Origin of the sequence: Brevundimonas sp., assembly GCF_035627055.1 — a bacterium.
Lineage (GTDB): Bacteria > Pseudomonadota > Alphaproteobacteria > Caulobacterales > Caulobacteraceae > Brevundimonas.
In genome coordinates, this window is record NZ_DASPMM010000028.1 from 1 (window position 1) to 16,706 (window position 16,706).

A 16,706-nucleotide genomic window follows, 5' to 3' on the forward strand; every position below is an offset into this window, starting at 1 on the left:
GAGACGGGCGAACCCGGCCCAGTCATCGTCGACCTCGATCTCGTCGACGATCGAACGGTTGGTTTCGACTTCCGTCGTATGCCAGCCGGCGTCAATCGCGCCGTACCAGCCGTTCGGATCGGCAGACGCAGCGCCGGCCGAAAACAGCCCGGCCAGCGCGACGCCAGCTAATAGCTTGACCTTCATGATATCCCTCACACTCAAGGTTGCCCGAATGCCCACGCTTTACACGGGACGCTCCGGAGCCGAACGGCAATGTACGGTTCCGGTTCCTCGTTTTCGCTCGGAATGCGGCGACTGTGGCGCCATTCCAACACATTCTCGCAGGGGCTGTCTCAAGCCGGGACGCCTGCTAGGAGGTCTGGCGCATCAAGGAGCAGACGGATGGCGATGAGGTTCGACGGTCGGGTGGCGATCGTAACGGGGGCCGGCGGCGGTCTGGGGCGCGAACATGCGCTGGCGCTGGCGAAGCGCGGCGCACGGGTGGTGGTCAACGATCTGGGTGGCGCCCGGGACGGGTCCGGCGCCTCGGCGACCGCCGCGGAGACCGTGGTGGCCGAGATCGAGGCCGCCGGCGGCGAGGCCATGGCCAACGCCGCCTCGGTGACCGACTGCGCGGCGGTCCAGGCCATGGTCGACGCCGCCATGGCCAGATGGGGCCGGGTCGACATCCTGGTCAACAATGCCGGGGTGTTGCGCGACAAGACCTTCGCCAAGATGGATCTGGACGATTTCCGTTTCGTCATCGACGTCCACCTGATGGGGGCGGTCAATTGCACCAAGGCCGTCTGGGACATCATGCGCGAAGCCAATTACGGCCGCATCGTGATGACCACCTCGTCCTCGGGCCTGTACGGCAATTTCGGCCAGTCCAACTATGGCGCGGCCAAGATGGCGCTGGTCGGCCTGATGCAGACGCTGTCGATCGAGGGTGCGAAGAACGACATCCGGGTCAACTGCCTCGCCCCGACCGCCCACACCCGCATGACCGAGGATCTCGGCGCGCGCCTGCCGCTGGAGCTGCTCGGACCCGAGATGGTCACGCCGGGCCTGCTTCATCTGGTCAGCGAAGACGCGCCCAGCCGGTGCATCCTCGCCGCCGGCGCGGGCGGCTTCGAGCGCGCCTATGTGACCCTGACCCAGGGCGCATGGATCGCCGGCGAGGACGCGCCGGAACAGGTGGCGGCGCGCTTCGCCGAAATCTCGGACCGGAGCGGCGAGATCGTCCCGGATATGGGCGCGGCGCAGGGTTTCACCGAACTGACCAAGGCCCAGGCCGCACACAAGGCTTGACCCTTGCCTTGACGTGGCGGCAGGACGCTAACCTGCAGTCGAACATCTGGAGAGTCCCATGCGTGAAGCGGTTATCGTGTCGACGGCCCGCACCCCGATCGGCCGCGCCTACCGGGGCGCGTTCAACGACACCCAGCCGCAGCAGCTGGGCGCCCACGCCGTGCGTCACGCCGTGCAGCGCGCCGGCCTGGACCCGGCCGAAATCGAGGACGTGGTCATGGGGGCGGCCATGCAGCAGGGGCCGACGGCGCCGAACATCGCCCGCCAGGTCGCCCTCGCCGCGGGCCTGCCGGCGACCACGGCCGGCATGAGCCTCGACCGGCAGTGCGCCTCCGGCCTGATGGCCATCGCCACGGCCGCGAAACAGGTCGTCCACGACCGTCAGGTCGTCGCCGTCGGCGGCGGGCTGGAGTCGATTTCGCTGGTCCAGAACCAGCACATGAACCTGTACCGGATGAAGGACGAGGCGCTGCTCAGACTGCATCCGCACGTCTACATGGCCATGCTGGAGACCGCCGAGGTTGTCGCGGCGCGTTACGGCGTCAGCCGCGAGGCGCAGGACGAGTACGCCCTGCAGTCCCAGCAGCGCACCGCCGCCGCCCAGGCCGAGGGCCGTCTCGACGCCGAGATCGTGCCGATGACCACCACCATGCAGGTCGTCGACAAGGCCACCGGTCAGGCGTCGGCGAAGGAGGTGACCCTCTCGAAGGACGAGGGCAACCGCCCGGACACCACGCTGGAAGGCCTGTCTTCGCTGAAGCCCGTGTTCGGCGGCGGCGAGGAGATCGAGCAGGGCCGCTTCATCACCGCCGGCAACGCCTCCCAGCTTTCGGACGGAGCCTCAGCCAGCGTGCTGATGGATGCGAAGGAGGCGGAGCGCCGCGGTCTCCAGCCGTTGGGCGCCTTCCGCGGCATGGCCGTGGCCGGGTGCGAGCCTGACGAGATGGGCATCGGTCCGGTCTTCGCCGTTCCCCGCCTGCTGGAACGCCACGGCCTGACCGTGGACGATATCGGCATCTGGGAACTGAACGAGGCCTTCGCCGTGCAGGTGCTCTACTGCCGCGACTTGCTCGGCATTCCCAATGACCGCCTCAATGTCTCCGGCGGCGCCATCTCGATCGGCCACCCCTACGGCATGTCGGGCGCCCGGATGACCGGCCATGTCCTGATCGAGGGCAAGCGGCGCGGCGCGAAATACGGCGTCGTGACCATGTGCGTCGGCGGCGGCATGGGCGCGGCGGGTCTTATCGAAATCTACTGACCGGTCAGCCGCGCCCATCCCTGACAAGAAGTCGACCCGCTCTGCGGTTCGGCGGCGGCGCGGCGGGTCTGTTCGAAATCTACTGAGGCCGGGGCGCCGGTCCGTCGCAGCCGCGGCCCCGGCGCTCCGCCTCCATCGCCGTCTGCCAGCGCGCTCTCAGCACCGCCGGCCGGCCCGGATAACGGTCCTCCAGGAACTCCGCCTCGACCACCCGGTCGGTGCGGAAGGTGCGGAAGTCGTTGCGCATCTCGCACCAGCCGACCAGCAGCCGGGTGGTTTCGCGGTAGCCGATCAGGAACGGCCAGATGACGCGCCGGCTCTCGCGCTCCTGTTCGTCGCGGTAGTCCAGCCTCAGCTTGCGCCCGGCGTGGATCCAGGCGCGCACCCGCGACATGTCCAGCGTCTCGGCCTTGACGTTCCAGGCCGGCGGCGTCGCCACCGCCGGCTCCAGCACGACGGGCCGCAGCCGCTCCGGCACCGTGGCGGCGATCTTGGCCACCAGATCACGGGCGGCCCGCGCCAGCGCCGGATCGGCCCGGCCGGCGACCCACTGGGCCCCCAGCACCGCCGCCTCGATCTCGTCGGAGGTCAGCATCAGCGGCGGCAGGTCGAAACCGCCTTCCAGCACATAGCCTAGGCCCGCCTCACCCCGGATCGGGACCCGCTGGCCCATCAGGGTGGCGATGTCGCGGTAGATGGTCCGCTTCGACGTCTCCAGCTCCGCCGCGATGGCATCGGCCGTCAGCGGTCTCGACGACCGCCGCAGCACCTGGATGATCTGGAACAGCCTGTCCGCGCGTCTCATTCCGCCAGTCTTGTGTACGCCTGCTGACAGCATGGTGGCAGCAGGGTGGCAGTAGTCAATCTCATCGGCGCGGCGAGGGGCCGCCCATTCCCGGAGGTTGATCATGCTGACCCTGTTCCACGCCCCCTGGTCGCGGTCGTCGCGTCTGGTCTGGTTGCTCGAGGAAATCGGCGCGCCCTACGACATCTGCTACTGCGACATCGCCCGGGCGGACGGCTCCGGCGCCCGCGACCCGCGCAATCCGCATCCCGACGGCAAGGTCCCGGCCTTGCTGCACGGCGACGCCTTGGTGACGGAGTCTGCCGCCATCGCCCAGTATCTGACGGACCTCCTGCCTGAGGCCGGGCTCGGCGCCCCCGTCGGCTCGCCCGAACGGGCGGCCTATGTGACGTGGCTGGCGTGGATCGCCGGTGAGATGGAGCCCGCCCTGTGGTCGAAGATCAGCGGCTCGATCGAGGGCGACGCCCAGGCCCTGGCCCGCTATGACGCCGTGGTCGCCCGCCTGTTCACGGCGCTGGAGCGCGGCCCGTACCTGATGGGCCAGAGGTTCACCGCCGTCGACGTCATGGCCGGCAGCGCCCTTGCCTGGGCCCGGGACCACGTCCCGGCCAGCGCCACGGTCGACGCCTGGCTGGAGCGGATTCTCGACCGGCCGGCCAATGCCGTGGCCGCGACGAAGGACGGGACGCCGCCGGCGCTGGCGCAGGTCGCCTGAGGCGGATCAGGCCGCGTTGACGGCGTCGCTCGCGGCGCTGTCGGCCGGCTTCTCCACGGCCCGCAAGGTGGCCACGAAATCGTTGCGCCAGACGCCGACGTCCGTGTCCTGCACCACCTGCATCAGGCACTCCCATTTCCGCTTGCGCTCGGCCAGCGGCATGGTCAGGGCCCGCTTGATGGCGTCCGCCACCTCTTCGCGGCTGAACGGATTGACCAGCAGCGCCTCGCCCATCTGTTCGGCCGCCCCGGCGAACCGCGACAGCACCAGCACCCCCGGATCGTCCGGGTTTTGCGCCGCCACATACTCCTTGGCGACCAGGTTCATGCCGTCGCGCAGCGGCGTCACCAGCCCGACCTTGGCGGCGCGGTAGATGCCCGCCAGCTGGTCGCGCCGGTAGGTCCGGTTCAGGTAGCGGACCGGCTGCCAGTCCATGTCGGCGTATTCGCCGTTGACGCGGCCGGCCAGGGCGTCGAGCCGGGCGCGGATGTCCTGGTAGGTGTCGACGTCGTCGCGGCTGATCGGGGTCACCTGCAGCAGGAACACCTCGCCGCGCATGTCGGGGTTGTCCGCCAGGAACTGTTCGAAGCCGAGCAGCCGCTCCTCCAGCCCCTTGGAATAGTCCAGCCGGTCGACCCCGACGATCATCGAGCGGAAGGCCGACGACGCCGCCATCCGGTCGTAGGTGCGCGCGCCGAAAGTCGAGTTGCGCGCGGCGAGGAAGGCCTCGACATCGATGCCAATCGGGAACACGCCCGTCTGGACCGTCTTGCCGAAGGCCTCCAGCGCGTCGTTGGGCAGCAGCCGTCCGTGCACGCTCGGCTCCGAGGCGACATAGTCCCTGAACAGGTCCAGCCACTCCCGCGTCTGGAAACCGATCAGGTCATAGTCGAACATCGATTCCACCAGCCGCCGGTGATGGGGCAGGGTCACCAGCAGCTGCCGCGCCGGCCACGGCGTGTGCAGGAAGAAGCCGATCCGGTTCCTCACCCCCAGCCGGCGCAGATCCCGGGCCAGCGGGATCATGTGGTAGTCGTGGATCCAGATCAGGTCATCCGCTTCAAGCAGGGGCGCCAGCACCTCCGCAAAGCGGGCGTTGGTGCGCTCGTAGCCCTCGCCGTACGACCGTTCGTAGGACGCCAGGTCGGTGCGGTGGTGAAACAGCGGCCACAGCGTCTTGTTGGCGTAGCCGTTGTAGTATTCCTCGACGTCCTGGGCCTCGAGATCGACGAGGGCGACGGTGACCCCGGCCCGGTCCTCGACCTTGGCTTCCGGCACGAAGCTCTCGACGGTCTCGCCCGACCAGCCGAACCACAGGCCGTCATACTTCCGCAGCGCCGCCGACAGGGCCATGGCGAGCCCGCCCGCCGACCCGGCCCCCGGATCCTTGGGGGCCGAAACACGATTGGAAACAACGATCAACCGGCTCATGGCGTGCAAACGCCTCCCACCGGCCCAAGGTCGCAACGCAATGTCGTGAAACCGCTCATCGGGCGTCCGTCCACGACCGGCTCAGCAGCACCGCGCAGTTGATGATGCCGACGAGCGAGTAGGTCTGCGGGTAGTTGCCCCACAGCTCATTGTCGCCCAGCGAGATGTCCTCCGACAGCAGCCCCGCGTGGGTGCGCCGGCTCAGCATCTCGGCGAAGATTTCCCGCGCCTCCTCGACACGACCGTTCTGGTGCAGGGCCTCGATGAACCAGAAGGTGCAGAAGTTGAACGCCGTCTCCGGTTCCCCGAAGTCGTCCGCCTCGACGTAGCGGAACAGGTAGGGGCCCTTCTTCAGGTCACGCTCGATGGCCTCGAAGGTCTTGACCTGCCGCGGGTCCAGCGCATCGAGGAAGCCGAGGTCGGTCAGCTGCAGCAGCGAGGCGTCCAGCTCGCGGTTCCCGAAGCTGGCGGCGAACCGGCCCTCGTCCGGCAGATAGGCTTCCGCCTCGATCCGCTCGCGGATCGCTGTCGCCCGTTCGCGCCACAGGCCCGCCCGCTCGGGCAGGCCGAGATGCTCCGCCGCCTTGGCGAGACGGTCGCAGGCGGCCCAGCACATCACCGACGAATAGGTGTGCACCCGGGCGATGGTGCGGAACTCCCACAGGCCGGCGTCGACCTGGTCGTGCATGGCGAAGGCGCGCTCGCCGACCTTCTCCAGCGCATAGAAGTCGTCGATCGTACCCGGGCGCAGCAGCCGCTGGTCATAGAAGGCCTGCACCAGCGGCAGAACGATCTGGCCATAGACGTCGTGCTGCAGGTGTTCGTGCGCCTGGTTGCCGATGCGCACCGGCTTCATGCCGCGATAGCCCTCGACGCTCTCGATGATCCGCTCGCCGATGCCCGGCTCCAGCCCGACCCCATAGACCGGCTGCACATGACCGCCCGCCGAGTTGTCGACGAGGTTGCGCAGATAGCTGAGGTAGTTCTCGAGGATGTCCACCGCGCCCAGCCGGTTCAGCGCCCGCACCACATAATAGGCGTCGCGGATCCAGCAGTAGCGGTAGTCCCAGTTGCGCCCGCTCTCCGGGAACTCGGGCACCGACGTGGTCAGCGCCGCCACGATCGCCCCCGTCTCCTCGTAGGCGCACAGTTTCAGGGTGATGGCGGCGCGGATGACCGCCTCCTGCCAGTCCAGCGGCAGATACAGGGTGCGGACCCAGTCCTGCCAATAGGCGATGGTGCGGTCGAGGGCGGCCGCCACCCCCGGCCCGACGTCCTGGTCGTAGCCCTCGTCCGGCCCCAGGAAGAAGGCGTGCGGCCGCTCCAGCCGGAACACCCGCTCGTTGAGGACATGCGACACCGGGCAGTCCGTCGTCAGTCGGAAGGTCACGTCGGTGCACAGATAGCGGATGTGGTTCGAACCGCTGGTGCGCTCCGCCGGCCGCGCGCCCCAGTCGGCCGAGGGCCGCAGCCGCACCCGGATGCGGGGCGAGCCGTTCAGCGGCCGCACCACCCGGGCGAAGGCGAGCGGGCGATAGATCCGGCTGTGTTTGGGGTGGCGCGGGGCGAAGTCGAGAATCTCGACCGAGGCCCCGTCCTCGGCCGTCAGCACCGTCCTCACCACCGGCGTATTGCGGACGTAATCCTGCGAGACCTGCGTCTGCCCCTCCAGCACGATGTCCCAGAAGCCGTGGCCGGGGTCGTCCCCGTCCATCAGGGCCGAGAACACCGGGTCCCCGTCGACCCTCGGCGCGCAGGCCCAGACGTAGCGGCCGCCGCGGTCGATCAGGGCCGAGATCGAACAGTTGCCGATCGGGGCGAGGTCCAGATTGGCGGTCATGCGCTCTCCTCGACGGCGTTCAGCCAGGCCAGCACGGCCTCCACGTCGGGCAGGCCGTAGCGGGCGGCGGTCTCCCGGGGCGAGCCGACCAGCACGCCGAACCCGCCCAGGGCCTCGGCGGCGCGAAAGCCGTCCTCGTCCGTCAGATCATCGCCCAGCATGACTGGAACGGCTCCGGCGAACGGAGGCTCCCGCATGAAGGCGGTGAGGGCGGTGCCCTTGCTGGTTCCCGGCGTCTTCAGCTCCACGACCAGATTGCCGGCCTGCAGCGTCAACCCGGTCCGGGCGGCCAGCCGACGGGCCAGCGTCATGGCCGCCTCCGCCTCGCCCGGCGCGCCGCGAAAATGCAGACCGGCCGACACCGCCTTGTCCTCGACGATGATGCCGGGCCGCGTGCGGGCGAAGGCTTCGAACGCGGCGACGGCGTCCCGCACCTCCGGCGCGGCCTCGGCCCGGTGCAGCGAGCCGTCCGCGCGACGGCGCTCCAAGCCGTGCACGCCCGACGCCGAGGCGGCGCTGGCCTCGGCGATGCGGTCGATCTCGGCGATGGTCCGGCCGCTGATGATGGCGACCCGATGATCCAGCCGGTCCGCGACGGCCCTCAACGCCGCCGTCCGTTCCGGATGAGGCAGGACGGCGTCGGGCGTCTCGGCCAGCGGGGCCAGCACCCCGTCCATGTCGAGGAACAGGGCGGGGCGGGGCAGGCGGCTCGGAGGGGGCGGCAGATGCGACGCGGCTTCGAGCGGCGCGGGCGCGCCGTCGGCGATCAGGTTTGAGGTTCGCATGGCTCCTTCTAACGCAGTCCTGCGGCAAAGGTTGACCCCGGTGGGGCATTTTCTCGCATCGCAGCAATCTTCGACACCGGCCCGGGAGATTGTGAATCTCCGCCCGATGCGCCACATCGCGGGGATGAGCGACGCTGCACGACCTGTCCTGTCCGCCGATCCCGCCGCCATGACCGCCCGCGCCCGCGAGGTCATCCGTCTCAACGTCGAGGCGCTTCAGGCGCTTGAGGCCGGCCTCGACGACAGCCTCGGCAGGGCCTGCGACATCATCCTGTCCCGACCCGGCTATGTCGTCGTCACCGGCATGGGCAAGTCGGGCCACATCGGCGGCAAGATCGCCGCCACCTTGGCCTCGACCGGCACCAACGCCTTCTTCGTCCACCCGGCCGAGATGAGCCACGGCGACCTCGGCATGCTGCGCAAGGACGTCACCCTGCTGGCCATCTCCAACTCGGGCGAGAGCCGCGAGTTGCGCGACCCGCTGATCTTCTGCCAGCGCGAAGGCATACCGGTCATCGGGCTGACTCAGCGACCGAACAGCTTCCTCGGCCGCTCCTCCGCCGTCTGCCTGACCCTGCCGCAGGTCGCCGAGGCCTGCCCCAATGGCCTCGCCCCCACCACCTCCACCCTCATGACCCTGGCCATGGGCGACGCCCTTGCCATGGTGCTGATGGACCGCCGCGGCTTCACCGCCGAGGACTTCGGCATGCACCACCCCGGCGGCAAGCTGGGCATGAGCCTGCAGAGCGTCCGCGACTGGATGGGCGACCGCCCGCCCGCGCCGGCGACCGTGCCGCTGACCGCCGGCTTCGCCGAGGTGGTCTCCGCCATCACCGAGGGCCGCAAGGGCGCCGTCGCGGTGCTCAACGACGACGGAACGCTGGCCGGGATCGTCACCGACGGAGACGTGCGCCGCGCCTTCTCCCGCGGCGAGCTGACCGGCCTGACCGCCGCCGACGTGATGAGCCCGCGTCCGAAGGTCATCGGCCCCGATGCGCGGATGAGCGACGCCATCGACCTGATGACCCAGAACAAGATCGCCACCCTGCTGGTCGTGGAAGAGGACCGCCCCGTCGCCATCGTCCACATCGCCGAGCTGATGCAGGCGGGGTACGTCAGCTAGCCCTGGTCCCTTTCAGTACGCCATCCGCCCGTCGATATTCCCCGGCGGCGCATAGCGGCAGGCCAGCACCGACCGGTCGCCCCGCGTCTCGATGGCGCAGCCGACGTGGGTCGTGCTGCTCCAGACCAGCTGGGTGTAGTGGCCCACGTCGCTCCACTTCCCGGTCCGGCTGACGTTCGGGAAGACGCCGTGGCGATAGTCGGCCTTCTCGGCGATCCAGTCGCCGACCATGTCCTCCGGGGTCCACGTCCGCCCGCCCCAGCCGGTCCACAGGTTCTCGCCGTGGCCATGCCGGGCCGGATCATGCGCGAAGCGGTTGCTGGCGATCAGCTCCCTCGCCCACACCCGGGCCTCGGCTTCCAGCGAGTCGGCCCAGCGCAGGGGCGGAGAGCCGACGCGCGCCCGCTCGGCGTTGTGGGCGGACAGCAGCCGGGCCTCGATCTCGCTGGAAGGTTCGGTGGCGCGCGGCGGCGCGACGGGTTGAACCGGACGGGCCTGCTGCGGCGGCGGTCGTGTCAGGACCGGGCCGGGCGCGGGCGCGCAGCCGGCGGTCCCCGCCATCACGCACAGGACCGCCGCGCCCGCAGCGGTTTGCCGGTAGCGCATCGCCGGGCTCAGCGCAGGCTGGCCCCGTCGCCGAACGGCTGGTCGGTCAGGGCGCTCTCGACGTCGTCGCCCTCCAGCGTCCGGGTCTCGGCGGGCTTGCCGGCCTGGAACTCCTCCATCGCCGTCGCCTTGCGGGCCCGCATCTGATCGGCCAGCAGATCCATGTCGAGGCCGGCCGCGCGGGCCTGGCTGAACATGCCTTCCGAGCGCTTCTCCTCTTCCTCGACGTGGTGCTCGATCATCTCCGACAGCACCTTGACCTTGGCATCGTAGAAATCCTCCTGGGGACCGCCGGCCTCGATCTCGTTGATCAGCAGCTTGGCGCTGTCGTGCTCGACATAGGCCTCGTTGACCAGGTCGTCCTCGATCTTGCCGCGGCAGGCCGGATAGAAGATCTCCTCCTCGATGGCGGTGTGCACCTTCAGTTCGAGGCAGATCTGCTCCGCCAGCCGCTGCTTGGTGGCCTTGCCGTTGGTTTCCTCGAACTTCGCGAACAGCTCCTCCACCTTGCGGTGGTCGGCCTTCAGCATCGCGATCGCGTCCATCTCTTCGTAGCTCTGGGCCATGGGGTGCTCCTCCTGCGGCGGTATGCGTTGCCGGTGTAAGGCGCTCGCGGGCGTCGCGTTCCCGACATAGGGCGACCTGAGAATCGTTCGCTCGTTGTGTGCGTCGGAAGGCCGCCCGCCGCGAAAAAACTTGACGTTGACGTAAACGTAGGTTTTCTGACCCCAACGCCTCGAACCGTCCTTATTGGAGACTGACTCCCATGGCCGACGCCTACATCTACGACGCGGTCCGCACCCCGCGCGGCAAGGGCAAGAAGGACGGAAGCCTGCACGAGATCACGGGTCTGAGCCTTGCGACCCAGGTGCTGGAGGCGCTGCGCGATCGCAACGACCTCGACACCTCGAAGGTCGACGACGTCATCCTCGGCTGCGTCACCCCGGTGGGCGAGCAGGGCGCCGACATCGCCCGCACCGCCGTGCTCAACGCCGGTTGGGCCCAGACCACCGCCGGCGTCCAGATCAACCGCTTCTGCGCCTCGGGTCTCGAGGCCGTGAACATGGCCGCGGCCAAGGTGAAATCCGGCGAGGCCGACTTCGCCGTCGGCGGCGGCGTGGAAGCCATGAGCCGCGTCCCGATGGGGTCCGATGGCGGCGCCTGGCCGGTCGACCCCTCCAGCGCCTTCCAGACCTATTTCGTGCCGCAGGGCGTCTCGGCCGACATGATCGCCTCCAAATGGGGCTTCAGCCGCGACGACGTCGACGCCTACTCCGTCGAGAGCCACAAACGCTCCGCCCGCAGCTGGGACGAAGGCCGCTTCTCGAAGTCGGTGGTGCCGGTGAAGAACCAGCTCGGCCTCGTCCAGCTGGACCGCGACGAGACCATTCGTCCGAACACCGACATGCAGACCCTCGGCGCCCTGAACCCGTCCTTCGCCATGATGGGCGAGATGGCCTTCGACAGCGTCATCAACCAGCGCTACCCCGAGGTTGAGCGGGTCAACCACGTCCACACCCCGGGCAACTCCTCGGGCATCGTCGACGGCTCGGCCGGCGTCCTGATCGGTTCGCTTGAGGCCGGCCAGGCTCTGGGCCTCAAGCCCCGCGCGCGCATCGTCGGCGCCGCCTCGATCGGCTCCGAGCCGTCGATCATGCTGACGGGCCCCGAGTTCGTCACCAACAAGCTCCTCGGCAAGCTGGGCATGACCCCCGCCGACATCGACCTGTGGGAGCTCAACGAGGCCTTCGCCGCCGTGGTGCTGCGCTACATGCAGGCGCTCGACATCGACCACGACAAGATCAACGTCTGCGGCGGCGCCATCGCCATGGGCCACCCGCTCGGCGCCACCGGCGCGATGATCACTGGCGTGGTGCTCGACGAGCTGGAGCGCTCCGGCAAGTCGACCGCCCTGATCACCCTGTGCATCGGCGGCGGCATGGGCACCGCCACCGTCATCGAACGCGTCTGATCGGGAGCTTGAGAGCCATGGAAAACTTCAAGATCGACGTCGACGCCGACGGCATCGCCCTGATCACCTTCGACGTTCCCGGACGGTCGATGAACACCCTGACCTCGGGGGTGATGGCCGAGATCCCGCAGTGGGTCGAACGCATCAAGACCGACGACGCCATCAAGGGCGCGGTCCTGACCTCGGGCAAGGCGAGCGGCTTCTGCGCCGGCGCCGACCTCGGCGACATGGCCGGCGGCATGCTGGGCGGCGCCGACCTGCAGGCCGCCTATGACGCCGGCTGGCGGCTGAACGGCGCCCTGCGCGCGCTGGAGACCTGCGGCAAGCCGGTCGCCGCGGCGATCAACGGTCTGGCGCTGGGCGGCGGCCTGGAGCTGACGCTGGCCTGTCACTACCGCGTGGTCGGCGACAGCCCGAAGATCCAGCTCGGCCTGCCGGAGATCAAGGTCGGCCTCTTCCCCGGCGGCGGCGGCACCCAGCGGCTGTCGCGCCTGATCGGCGTCCAGGCCGCCATGATGGCGATGAGCGAGGGCAAGTCGTTCCGCCCGAATGACGCCAAGGGCGCCGGCATCGTCCATGAGGTCGTCCCGGTCGGCGGCGAGGTCGAGGCCGCCAAGGCGTGGATCAAGGGCGGCGGCAAGGCCGTCCAGCCGTGGGACGACAAGTCCTTCAAGCTTCCCGGCGGCGGCCCCTACCACCCGGCGGGCATCCAGAATTTCCTCGTCGGCAACGCCATGATCCGCAAGCAGTCGTACGGCAACTACCCGGCCGTGCTGAACCTGATGAAGGCGGTCTATGAGGGCGTGCAGGTCCCCATGGACGCGGCCCTGCGCATCGAGACCCGCTACTTCATCAAGACCCTGATGACGCCGCAGGCCCAGGGCATGATCCGCAGCCTGTTCCTGTCCAAGCAGGAGCTCGACAAGGGCGCGGTGCGTCCCGCCGGCGTGCCGAAGTCGGACCCGAAGAAGGTCGCCGTCATCGGTGCCGGCATGATGGGCGCAGGCATCGCCTATGTGCAGGCCATGGCCGGCATCGAGACCATCCTGATCGACCGCGATCAGGAGAGCGCCGACAAGGGCAAGGCCCATGTCGAGGAGCTGCTCAAGAAGCGCCTCTCGCGCGGCCAGCTGACCCAGGACAAGTTCGACGCCCTGCTCGCCTCAGTCACCGCCACCACCGACTATGACCTGATCAAGGGCTCGGACCTGGTCATCGAGGCCGTGTTCGAGAACCGCGAGATCAAGGCCGAAGTGACCAAACGCGCCGAGGCCCAGCTCGAGCCCGGCGCAGTGTTCGGCTCCAACACCTCGACCCTGCCGATCACCGGCCTGGCCGAGGCGTCGGTGCGGCCAGAGGACTTCATCGGCATCCACTTCTTCTCGCCGGTCGACAAGATGATGCTGGTCGAGATCATCCTCGGCGAAAAGACCGGCGAGGCGGCGATCGCCAAGTCCCTCGACTACGTCATGAAGATCAAGAAGACCCCGATCGTCGTCAACGACGGCCGCGGCTTCTACACCTCGCGCTGCTTCGGCACCTATGTCGCCGAGGGTCTGGCCATGCTCGAGGAGGGCTACGCCCCCGCCCTGATCGACAACATCGGGCGCATGACCGGCATGCCGCGCGGTCCGCTGGAGATGCACGACGACGTGGCGCTGGACCTGTCGGTCAAGATCGCCAAACAGACGAAGGAAGATCTCGGCGACGCCTATGAGCCGCTGCCGGGCTGGAAGATCGTCCAGACCATGGTCGAGGACCTCGGCCGCTACGGCCGCAAGAACGGCAAGGGCTTCTACGACTACGAAACAAAGCCGAAAAAGCTGTGGTCCGGCCTGTCCGATCTGGCTCCGGTGAAGATCAACGACTCCACGCCCGAGATGGTCGAGGACCAGAAGCGGCGTCTGCTCTACCGTCAGGCGGTCGAAGTGGCCCGCTGCTGGGAAGAGGGCGTCATCGACGATCCGCGCGAGGCCGACGTCGGCGCCATCCTGGCCTGGGGCTTCGCCCCCTGGACCGGCGGCCCGATCACCCTGATCGACCAGACCGGGCTGAAGGCCTTCGTCGAACAGGCCGACAAATACGCCGCGAAGTACGGCGACCGTTTCTCGCCGCCGCAGCTGCTGCGCGACATGGCCGAGCAGGGCCGCACCTTCTACGGCGACTTCGCCGGCCAGAAGGCCGCGGCGTAACGCGTTCCTTCTCCCCTTGCGGGAGAAGGTGGCCCGCGAAGCGGGTCGGATGAGGGGTCTCTCGGTCGCCGCCGGTACGACCCCTCACCCGACCGCACAAGAACGACGGCTGCGCCGCCGTGTGCGGTCTCCCTCTCCCGCAAGGGGAGAGGGGCGCAGTTACAGGTTCACCACCTCGAACCCGTCCTCGGCCTGCAGCCGCTCCGCCAGGATCGCGCGGTGGCACCCCGCGTGGTCCGCCTCGAAGCAGAGCAGGGCCGTCGGCCGGTCCTTCGCGATCTCCCGCAGCCGTTCGAAGGCCAGCTGCGACGGCGGCTCCTGCATGTGCTCGGCGAAGATGGCCCGCATCTCCCCGACATGCCCCTTGCGCGCCGCGTCCCGCCCGGCCTTGGGCGTGCCGAGGTCCCGCATATGGACATATTCGATCCCGGTCTCGGCAAGGCTGGAGCCCAGCACCGTCTTCGAAAATCCCGCCCGTCGCGAAGCCGCCACCGCCCGCACATCCGCCAGCACCTTGACGCCCGCCGACTTCAGCCGGTCGATCACCGCCGCCTGCGGTTCGCCCTCATAGCCGATGGTGAACAGCTTCATGCCGGCCCCATCCCCGGCACGGCGCCGGCCTCGATAGCCTTGTCGACGCAATCCTGGCGGCCGGCGGCGAACCTGTCCGGCGCCTCTGTCCGCAGCTGTTCGAGATTCGACTTCAGCGCGGTGAGCGCCGCGCCGTCGTCGTCCGGCGCGCCCGCCTCGACCGCCTTCCGTTCCCACCAGCTGCTGATGAACCACGTTGGTCCGGCGACCTGTTCACCCTCCCGGGCCACGTCCTCGATGAACAGTTCCATGTGCGCGCGGCAAGCCTGCGCCTGCTCCAGCGTCGGATCGGCTGTGGTGAGGGCGAGCAGGGCTGAAAGGATCATCGGGGGCTCCTCTGTCCCTCCAAACTTGACGCAGGCCCGATCATAAGGCGAGTCCGGTTTCCGCCAGACTCAGGAATCGTCAGATGCGCCGCACCCTCCTTCTCGCCCTTCTGCTTTCGGGCGCGGCCGCTTCCGCCGCCGCCCAGGACCTGCTGATCCGCGGCGGGCCGATCTACACCGGCTCCGATGCCGCCCCGACCGCCCAGGCGGTGCTGGTGCGCGATGGCCGCATCGTCTGGGTCGGCGCTGAACGCGATCAGCCGGCAGTCCCGACGACCGTTCCGACCATCGACCTCAAAGGCGCCGCCCTGTTCCCCGGTTTCACCGACGGCCACGCGCACCTCGACGGCATCGGCTGGCGCGAGCTGACGCTGAACCTCGAGGGCTCGGCCTCAGTCGCGGAAGCCATGGCCCGCCTGACCGCCTGGGCCGAGGCCCACCCCGACGGTCCGATCGTCGGGCGCGGCTGGATCGAGACCCACTGGCCTGAGGCCCGCTTCCTGACGCGTCAGGACCTCGACGCCGCTGCGCCCGGACGGGTGGTGCTGCTGGGCCGCGCCGACGGCCATGCCGTGGTCGCCTCCAGCGCCGCCCTCGCCGCCGCTGGCGTCACCGCCGACACCGTCGCTCCGTCGGGCGGTGAAATCCTCAAGGACGAGGCCGGTCAGCCGACCGGTCTGCTGGTCGACGCCGCCGAGTCCCTCGTCGGCGGCCTCATGCCCCAGGCCGATCCCGCCGCCCTGCGCGAGGCCTACCGCGCCGGCTTCCGCGTCGAGGCGGCCTATGGCTGGACCGGCCTGCATTTCATGAGCGCCCCCTGGCGCGACATTCCCCTGCTCGAACAGATGGCCGAGGCGGGCGAGGCGCCCCTGCGGGTCTACAACAGCATCACCCCCGATGGCGCGGCCGAACTGATCGCCGGCGGTCCGCGCAGCGTCGCCGACGGCCGGATCATCACCCGGGCGGTCAAATACTACGCCGACGGCGCGCTGGGCTCGCGCGGCGCGGCCCTGTTCGAGCCCTATGCCGACCGGCCGGATACCACCGGCCTGATGCAGATCACCGAGCAGGAGATCGTACCCCTGTATCAGGCGGCCCTGCGCGGCGGCATCCAGATCGCCACCCACGCCATCGGCGACCGCGGCAACGCCTCGGTGATGGAGTGGTACCAGCAGGCCATGGCCGGCGTTGCGCCTTCCGAGCGGCCGAACGGGGCCGACGTGCGCTGGCGTATCGAGCACGCCCAGATCCTGCGCCCGTCTGACTATCACTGGTTCGTCGACCTGCCGATCATCGCCTCGATGCAGCCCAGCCACGCCATCGGCGACCTGCATTTCGCGCCCGCCCGGCTCGGCGACGCCCGCCTCGACGGGGCCTACGCCTGGCATAGCCTGATCGACCGCGGGGTCATCGTCGTCGGCGGCTCCGACGCCCCGGTCGAGCGCGGGGCGCCGCTGATCGAATTCTACGCCGCCGTCGCCCGCCGGGACCTGGAGGGCTTCCAAGGCCCCGACTGGCGCCCCGGCGAAGCGGTCGACCGCCTGACCGCGCTGAAGATGTTCACCCTCTGGCCGGCCTACGCCAGCTTCCGCGAGGCCGAACTGGGCACCATCGAGGTCGGCAAGCGGGCCGACTTCACCGCCTTCGACGTCGACCTGATGACCGCGCCTGAAGCCGACATCCCCAAGGGCCACGCCGTGTTGACGGTGGTCGACGGCGTCGTCGTCCACCGGGCGGAATAGAAGACCCCGCCGGCTTTCGCCGAC

General features: G+C 69.3%; 15 protein-coding genes and 1 pseudogene. 7 read left to right on the forward strand and 9 right to left on the reverse strand.

Features of this window, described 5'->3' with window-relative positions; all coding sequences use genetic code 11:
* Positions 1-186 (reverse strand): annotated as a pseudogene (locus VEA98_RS14835) (cell envelope biogenesis protein OmpA); the annotation flags it as partial.
* 198 nt (positions 187-384) lie between these two features.
* Between VEA98_RS14835 and VEA98_RS14840 the strand changes: the two are divergent.
* On the forward strand, positions 385-1,293 hold the full coding sequence (locus VEA98_RS14840; RefSeq protein ID WP_324816094.1) for an SDR family NAD(P)-dependent oxidoreductase: 909 nt from the start codon (positions 385-387) through the stop codon (positions 1,291-1,293).
* 58 nt (positions 1,294-1,351) lie between these two features.
* Positions 1,352-2,554, forward strand: a complete 1,203-nt coding sequence (locus VEA98_RS14845) for an acetyl-CoA C-acyltransferase (RefSeq protein ID WP_324816097.1) — start codon at positions 1,352-1,354, stop codon at positions 2,552-2,554.
* Positions 2,555-2,633: 79 nt separating this feature from the next.
* Here VEA98_RS14845 and VEA98_RS14850 read toward each other — a convergent pair whose 3' ends face one another.
* Positions 2,634-3,359 (reverse strand): YafY family protein, encoded by a 726-nt coding sequence (locus VEA98_RS14850; RefSeq protein ID WP_324816099.1) that lies wholly within the window; start codon positions 3,357-3,359, stop codon positions 2,634-2,636.
* Positions 3,360-3,462: 103 nt separating this feature from the next.
* On the opposite strand from VEA98_RS14850, the gene VEA98_RS14855 reads away from it, so the two are divergent.
* The gene (locus tag VEA98_RS14855) at positions 3,463-4,074 is read left to right on the forward strand and encodes a glutathione S-transferase family protein (RefSeq protein ID WP_324816101.1); all 612 of its coding nucleotides are present in this window, start codon (positions 3,463-3,465) and stop codon (positions 4,072-4,074) included.
* Between the two features lie 6 nt (positions 4,075-4,080).
* Here VEA98_RS14855 and VEA98_RS14860 read toward each other — a convergent pair whose 3' ends face one another.
* From VEA98_RS14860 to otsB, 3 genes are read right to left on the reverse strand one after another with little or no spacing between them, the layout of a single operon-like run.
* On the reverse strand, positions 4,081-5,505 hold the full coding sequence (locus VEA98_RS14860; RefSeq protein WP_324816104.1) for an alpha,alpha-trehalose-phosphate synthase (UDP-forming): 1,425 nt from the start codon (positions 5,503-5,505) through the stop codon (positions 4,081-4,083).
* 55 nt (positions 5,506-5,560) lie between these two features.
* Positions 5,561-7,345, reverse strand: a complete 1,785-nt coding sequence (locus tag VEA98_RS14865; protein ID WP_324816106.1) for a glycoside hydrolase family 15 protein — start codon at positions 7,343-7,345, stop codon at positions 5,561-5,563.
* On the reverse strand, positions 7,342-8,130 hold the full coding sequence (otsB, locus tag VEA98_RS14870; RefSeq protein ID WP_324816109.1) for a trehalose-phosphatase: 789 nt from the start codon (positions 8,128-8,130) through the stop codon (positions 7,342-7,344). The genes VEA98_RS14865 and otsB overlap by 4 nt, the downstream gene beginning before the upstream one ends.
* Positions 8,131-8,236: 106 nt before the next feature.
* On the opposite strand from otsB, the gene VEA98_RS14875 reads away from it, so the two are divergent.
* Positions 8,237-9,253, forward strand: coding sequence for a KpsF/GutQ family sugar-phosphate isomerase (locus VEA98_RS14875; protein ID WP_324816112.1), 1,017 nt, complete (start codon positions 8,237-8,239; stop codon positions 9,251-9,253).
* 12 nt (positions 9,254-9,265) lie between these two features.
* On the opposite strand, the gene VEA98_RS14880 is transcribed toward VEA98_RS14875, so the two are convergent.
* Both VEA98_RS14880 and VEA98_RS14885 read right to left on the reverse strand, forming a co-directional pair.
* Positions 9,266-9,859 (reverse strand): CAP domain-containing protein, encoded by a 594-nt coding sequence (locus VEA98_RS14880; protein WP_324816114.1) that lies wholly within the window; start codon positions 9,857-9,859, stop codon positions 9,266-9,268.
* Positions 9,860-9,867: 8 nt separating this feature from the next.
* Complete coding sequence (locus tag VEA98_RS14885; RefSeq protein WP_324816118.1) at positions 9,868-10,425, reverse strand: hemerythrin domain-containing protein; 558 nt, start codon at positions 10,423-10,425, stop codon at positions 9,868-9,870.
* A gap of 200 nt (positions 10,426-10,625) precedes the next feature.
* Between VEA98_RS14885 and VEA98_RS14890 the strand changes: the two genes are divergently transcribed.
* Together VEA98_RS14890 and VEA98_RS14895 are read left to right on the forward strand one after the other, a co-directional pair.
* Positions 10,626-11,831: an acetyl-CoA C-acetyltransferase gene (locus VEA98_RS14890; RefSeq protein WP_324816120.1), complete on the forward strand. Its 1,206-nt coding sequence runs from the start codon at positions 10,626-10,628 to the stop codon at positions 11,829-11,831.
* A 17-nt stretch (positions 11,832-11,848) separates the two neighbouring features.
* Positions 11,849-14,023, forward strand: a complete 2,175-nt coding sequence (locus VEA98_RS14895; protein ID WP_324816123.1) for a 3-hydroxyacyl-CoA dehydrogenase NAD-binding domain-containing protein — start codon at positions 11,849-11,851, stop codon at positions 14,021-14,023.
* A 159-nt stretch (positions 14,024-14,182) separates the two neighbouring features.
* Here the strand turns inward: VEA98_RS14895 and VEA98_RS14900 are convergent, their stop codons facing one another.
* Together VEA98_RS14900 and VEA98_RS14905 are read right to left on the reverse strand one after the other, a co-directional pair.
* Positions 14,183-14,614, reverse strand: coding sequence for a DUF488 domain-containing protein (locus tag VEA98_RS14900; protein ID WP_324816125.1), 432 nt, complete (start codon positions 14,612-14,614; stop codon positions 14,183-14,185).
* Complete coding sequence (locus VEA98_RS14905) at positions 14,611-14,940, reverse strand: hypothetical protein (RefSeq protein WP_324816127.1); 330 nt, start codon at positions 14,938-14,940, stop codon at positions 14,611-14,613. Before VEA98_RS14905 ends, VEA98_RS14900 begins: the two co-directional genes overlap by 4 nt.
* 83 nt (positions 14,941-15,023) lie before the next feature.
* Here VEA98_RS14905 and VEA98_RS14910 point away from each other — a divergent pair, with 83 nt between their 5' ends.
* Positions 15,024-16,682: an amidohydrolase gene (locus VEA98_RS14910; RefSeq protein WP_324816129.1), complete on the forward strand. Its 1,659-nt coding sequence runs from the start codon at positions 15,024-15,026 to the stop codon at positions 16,680-16,682.
* Positions 16,683-16,706: the final 24 nt, after the last annotated feature.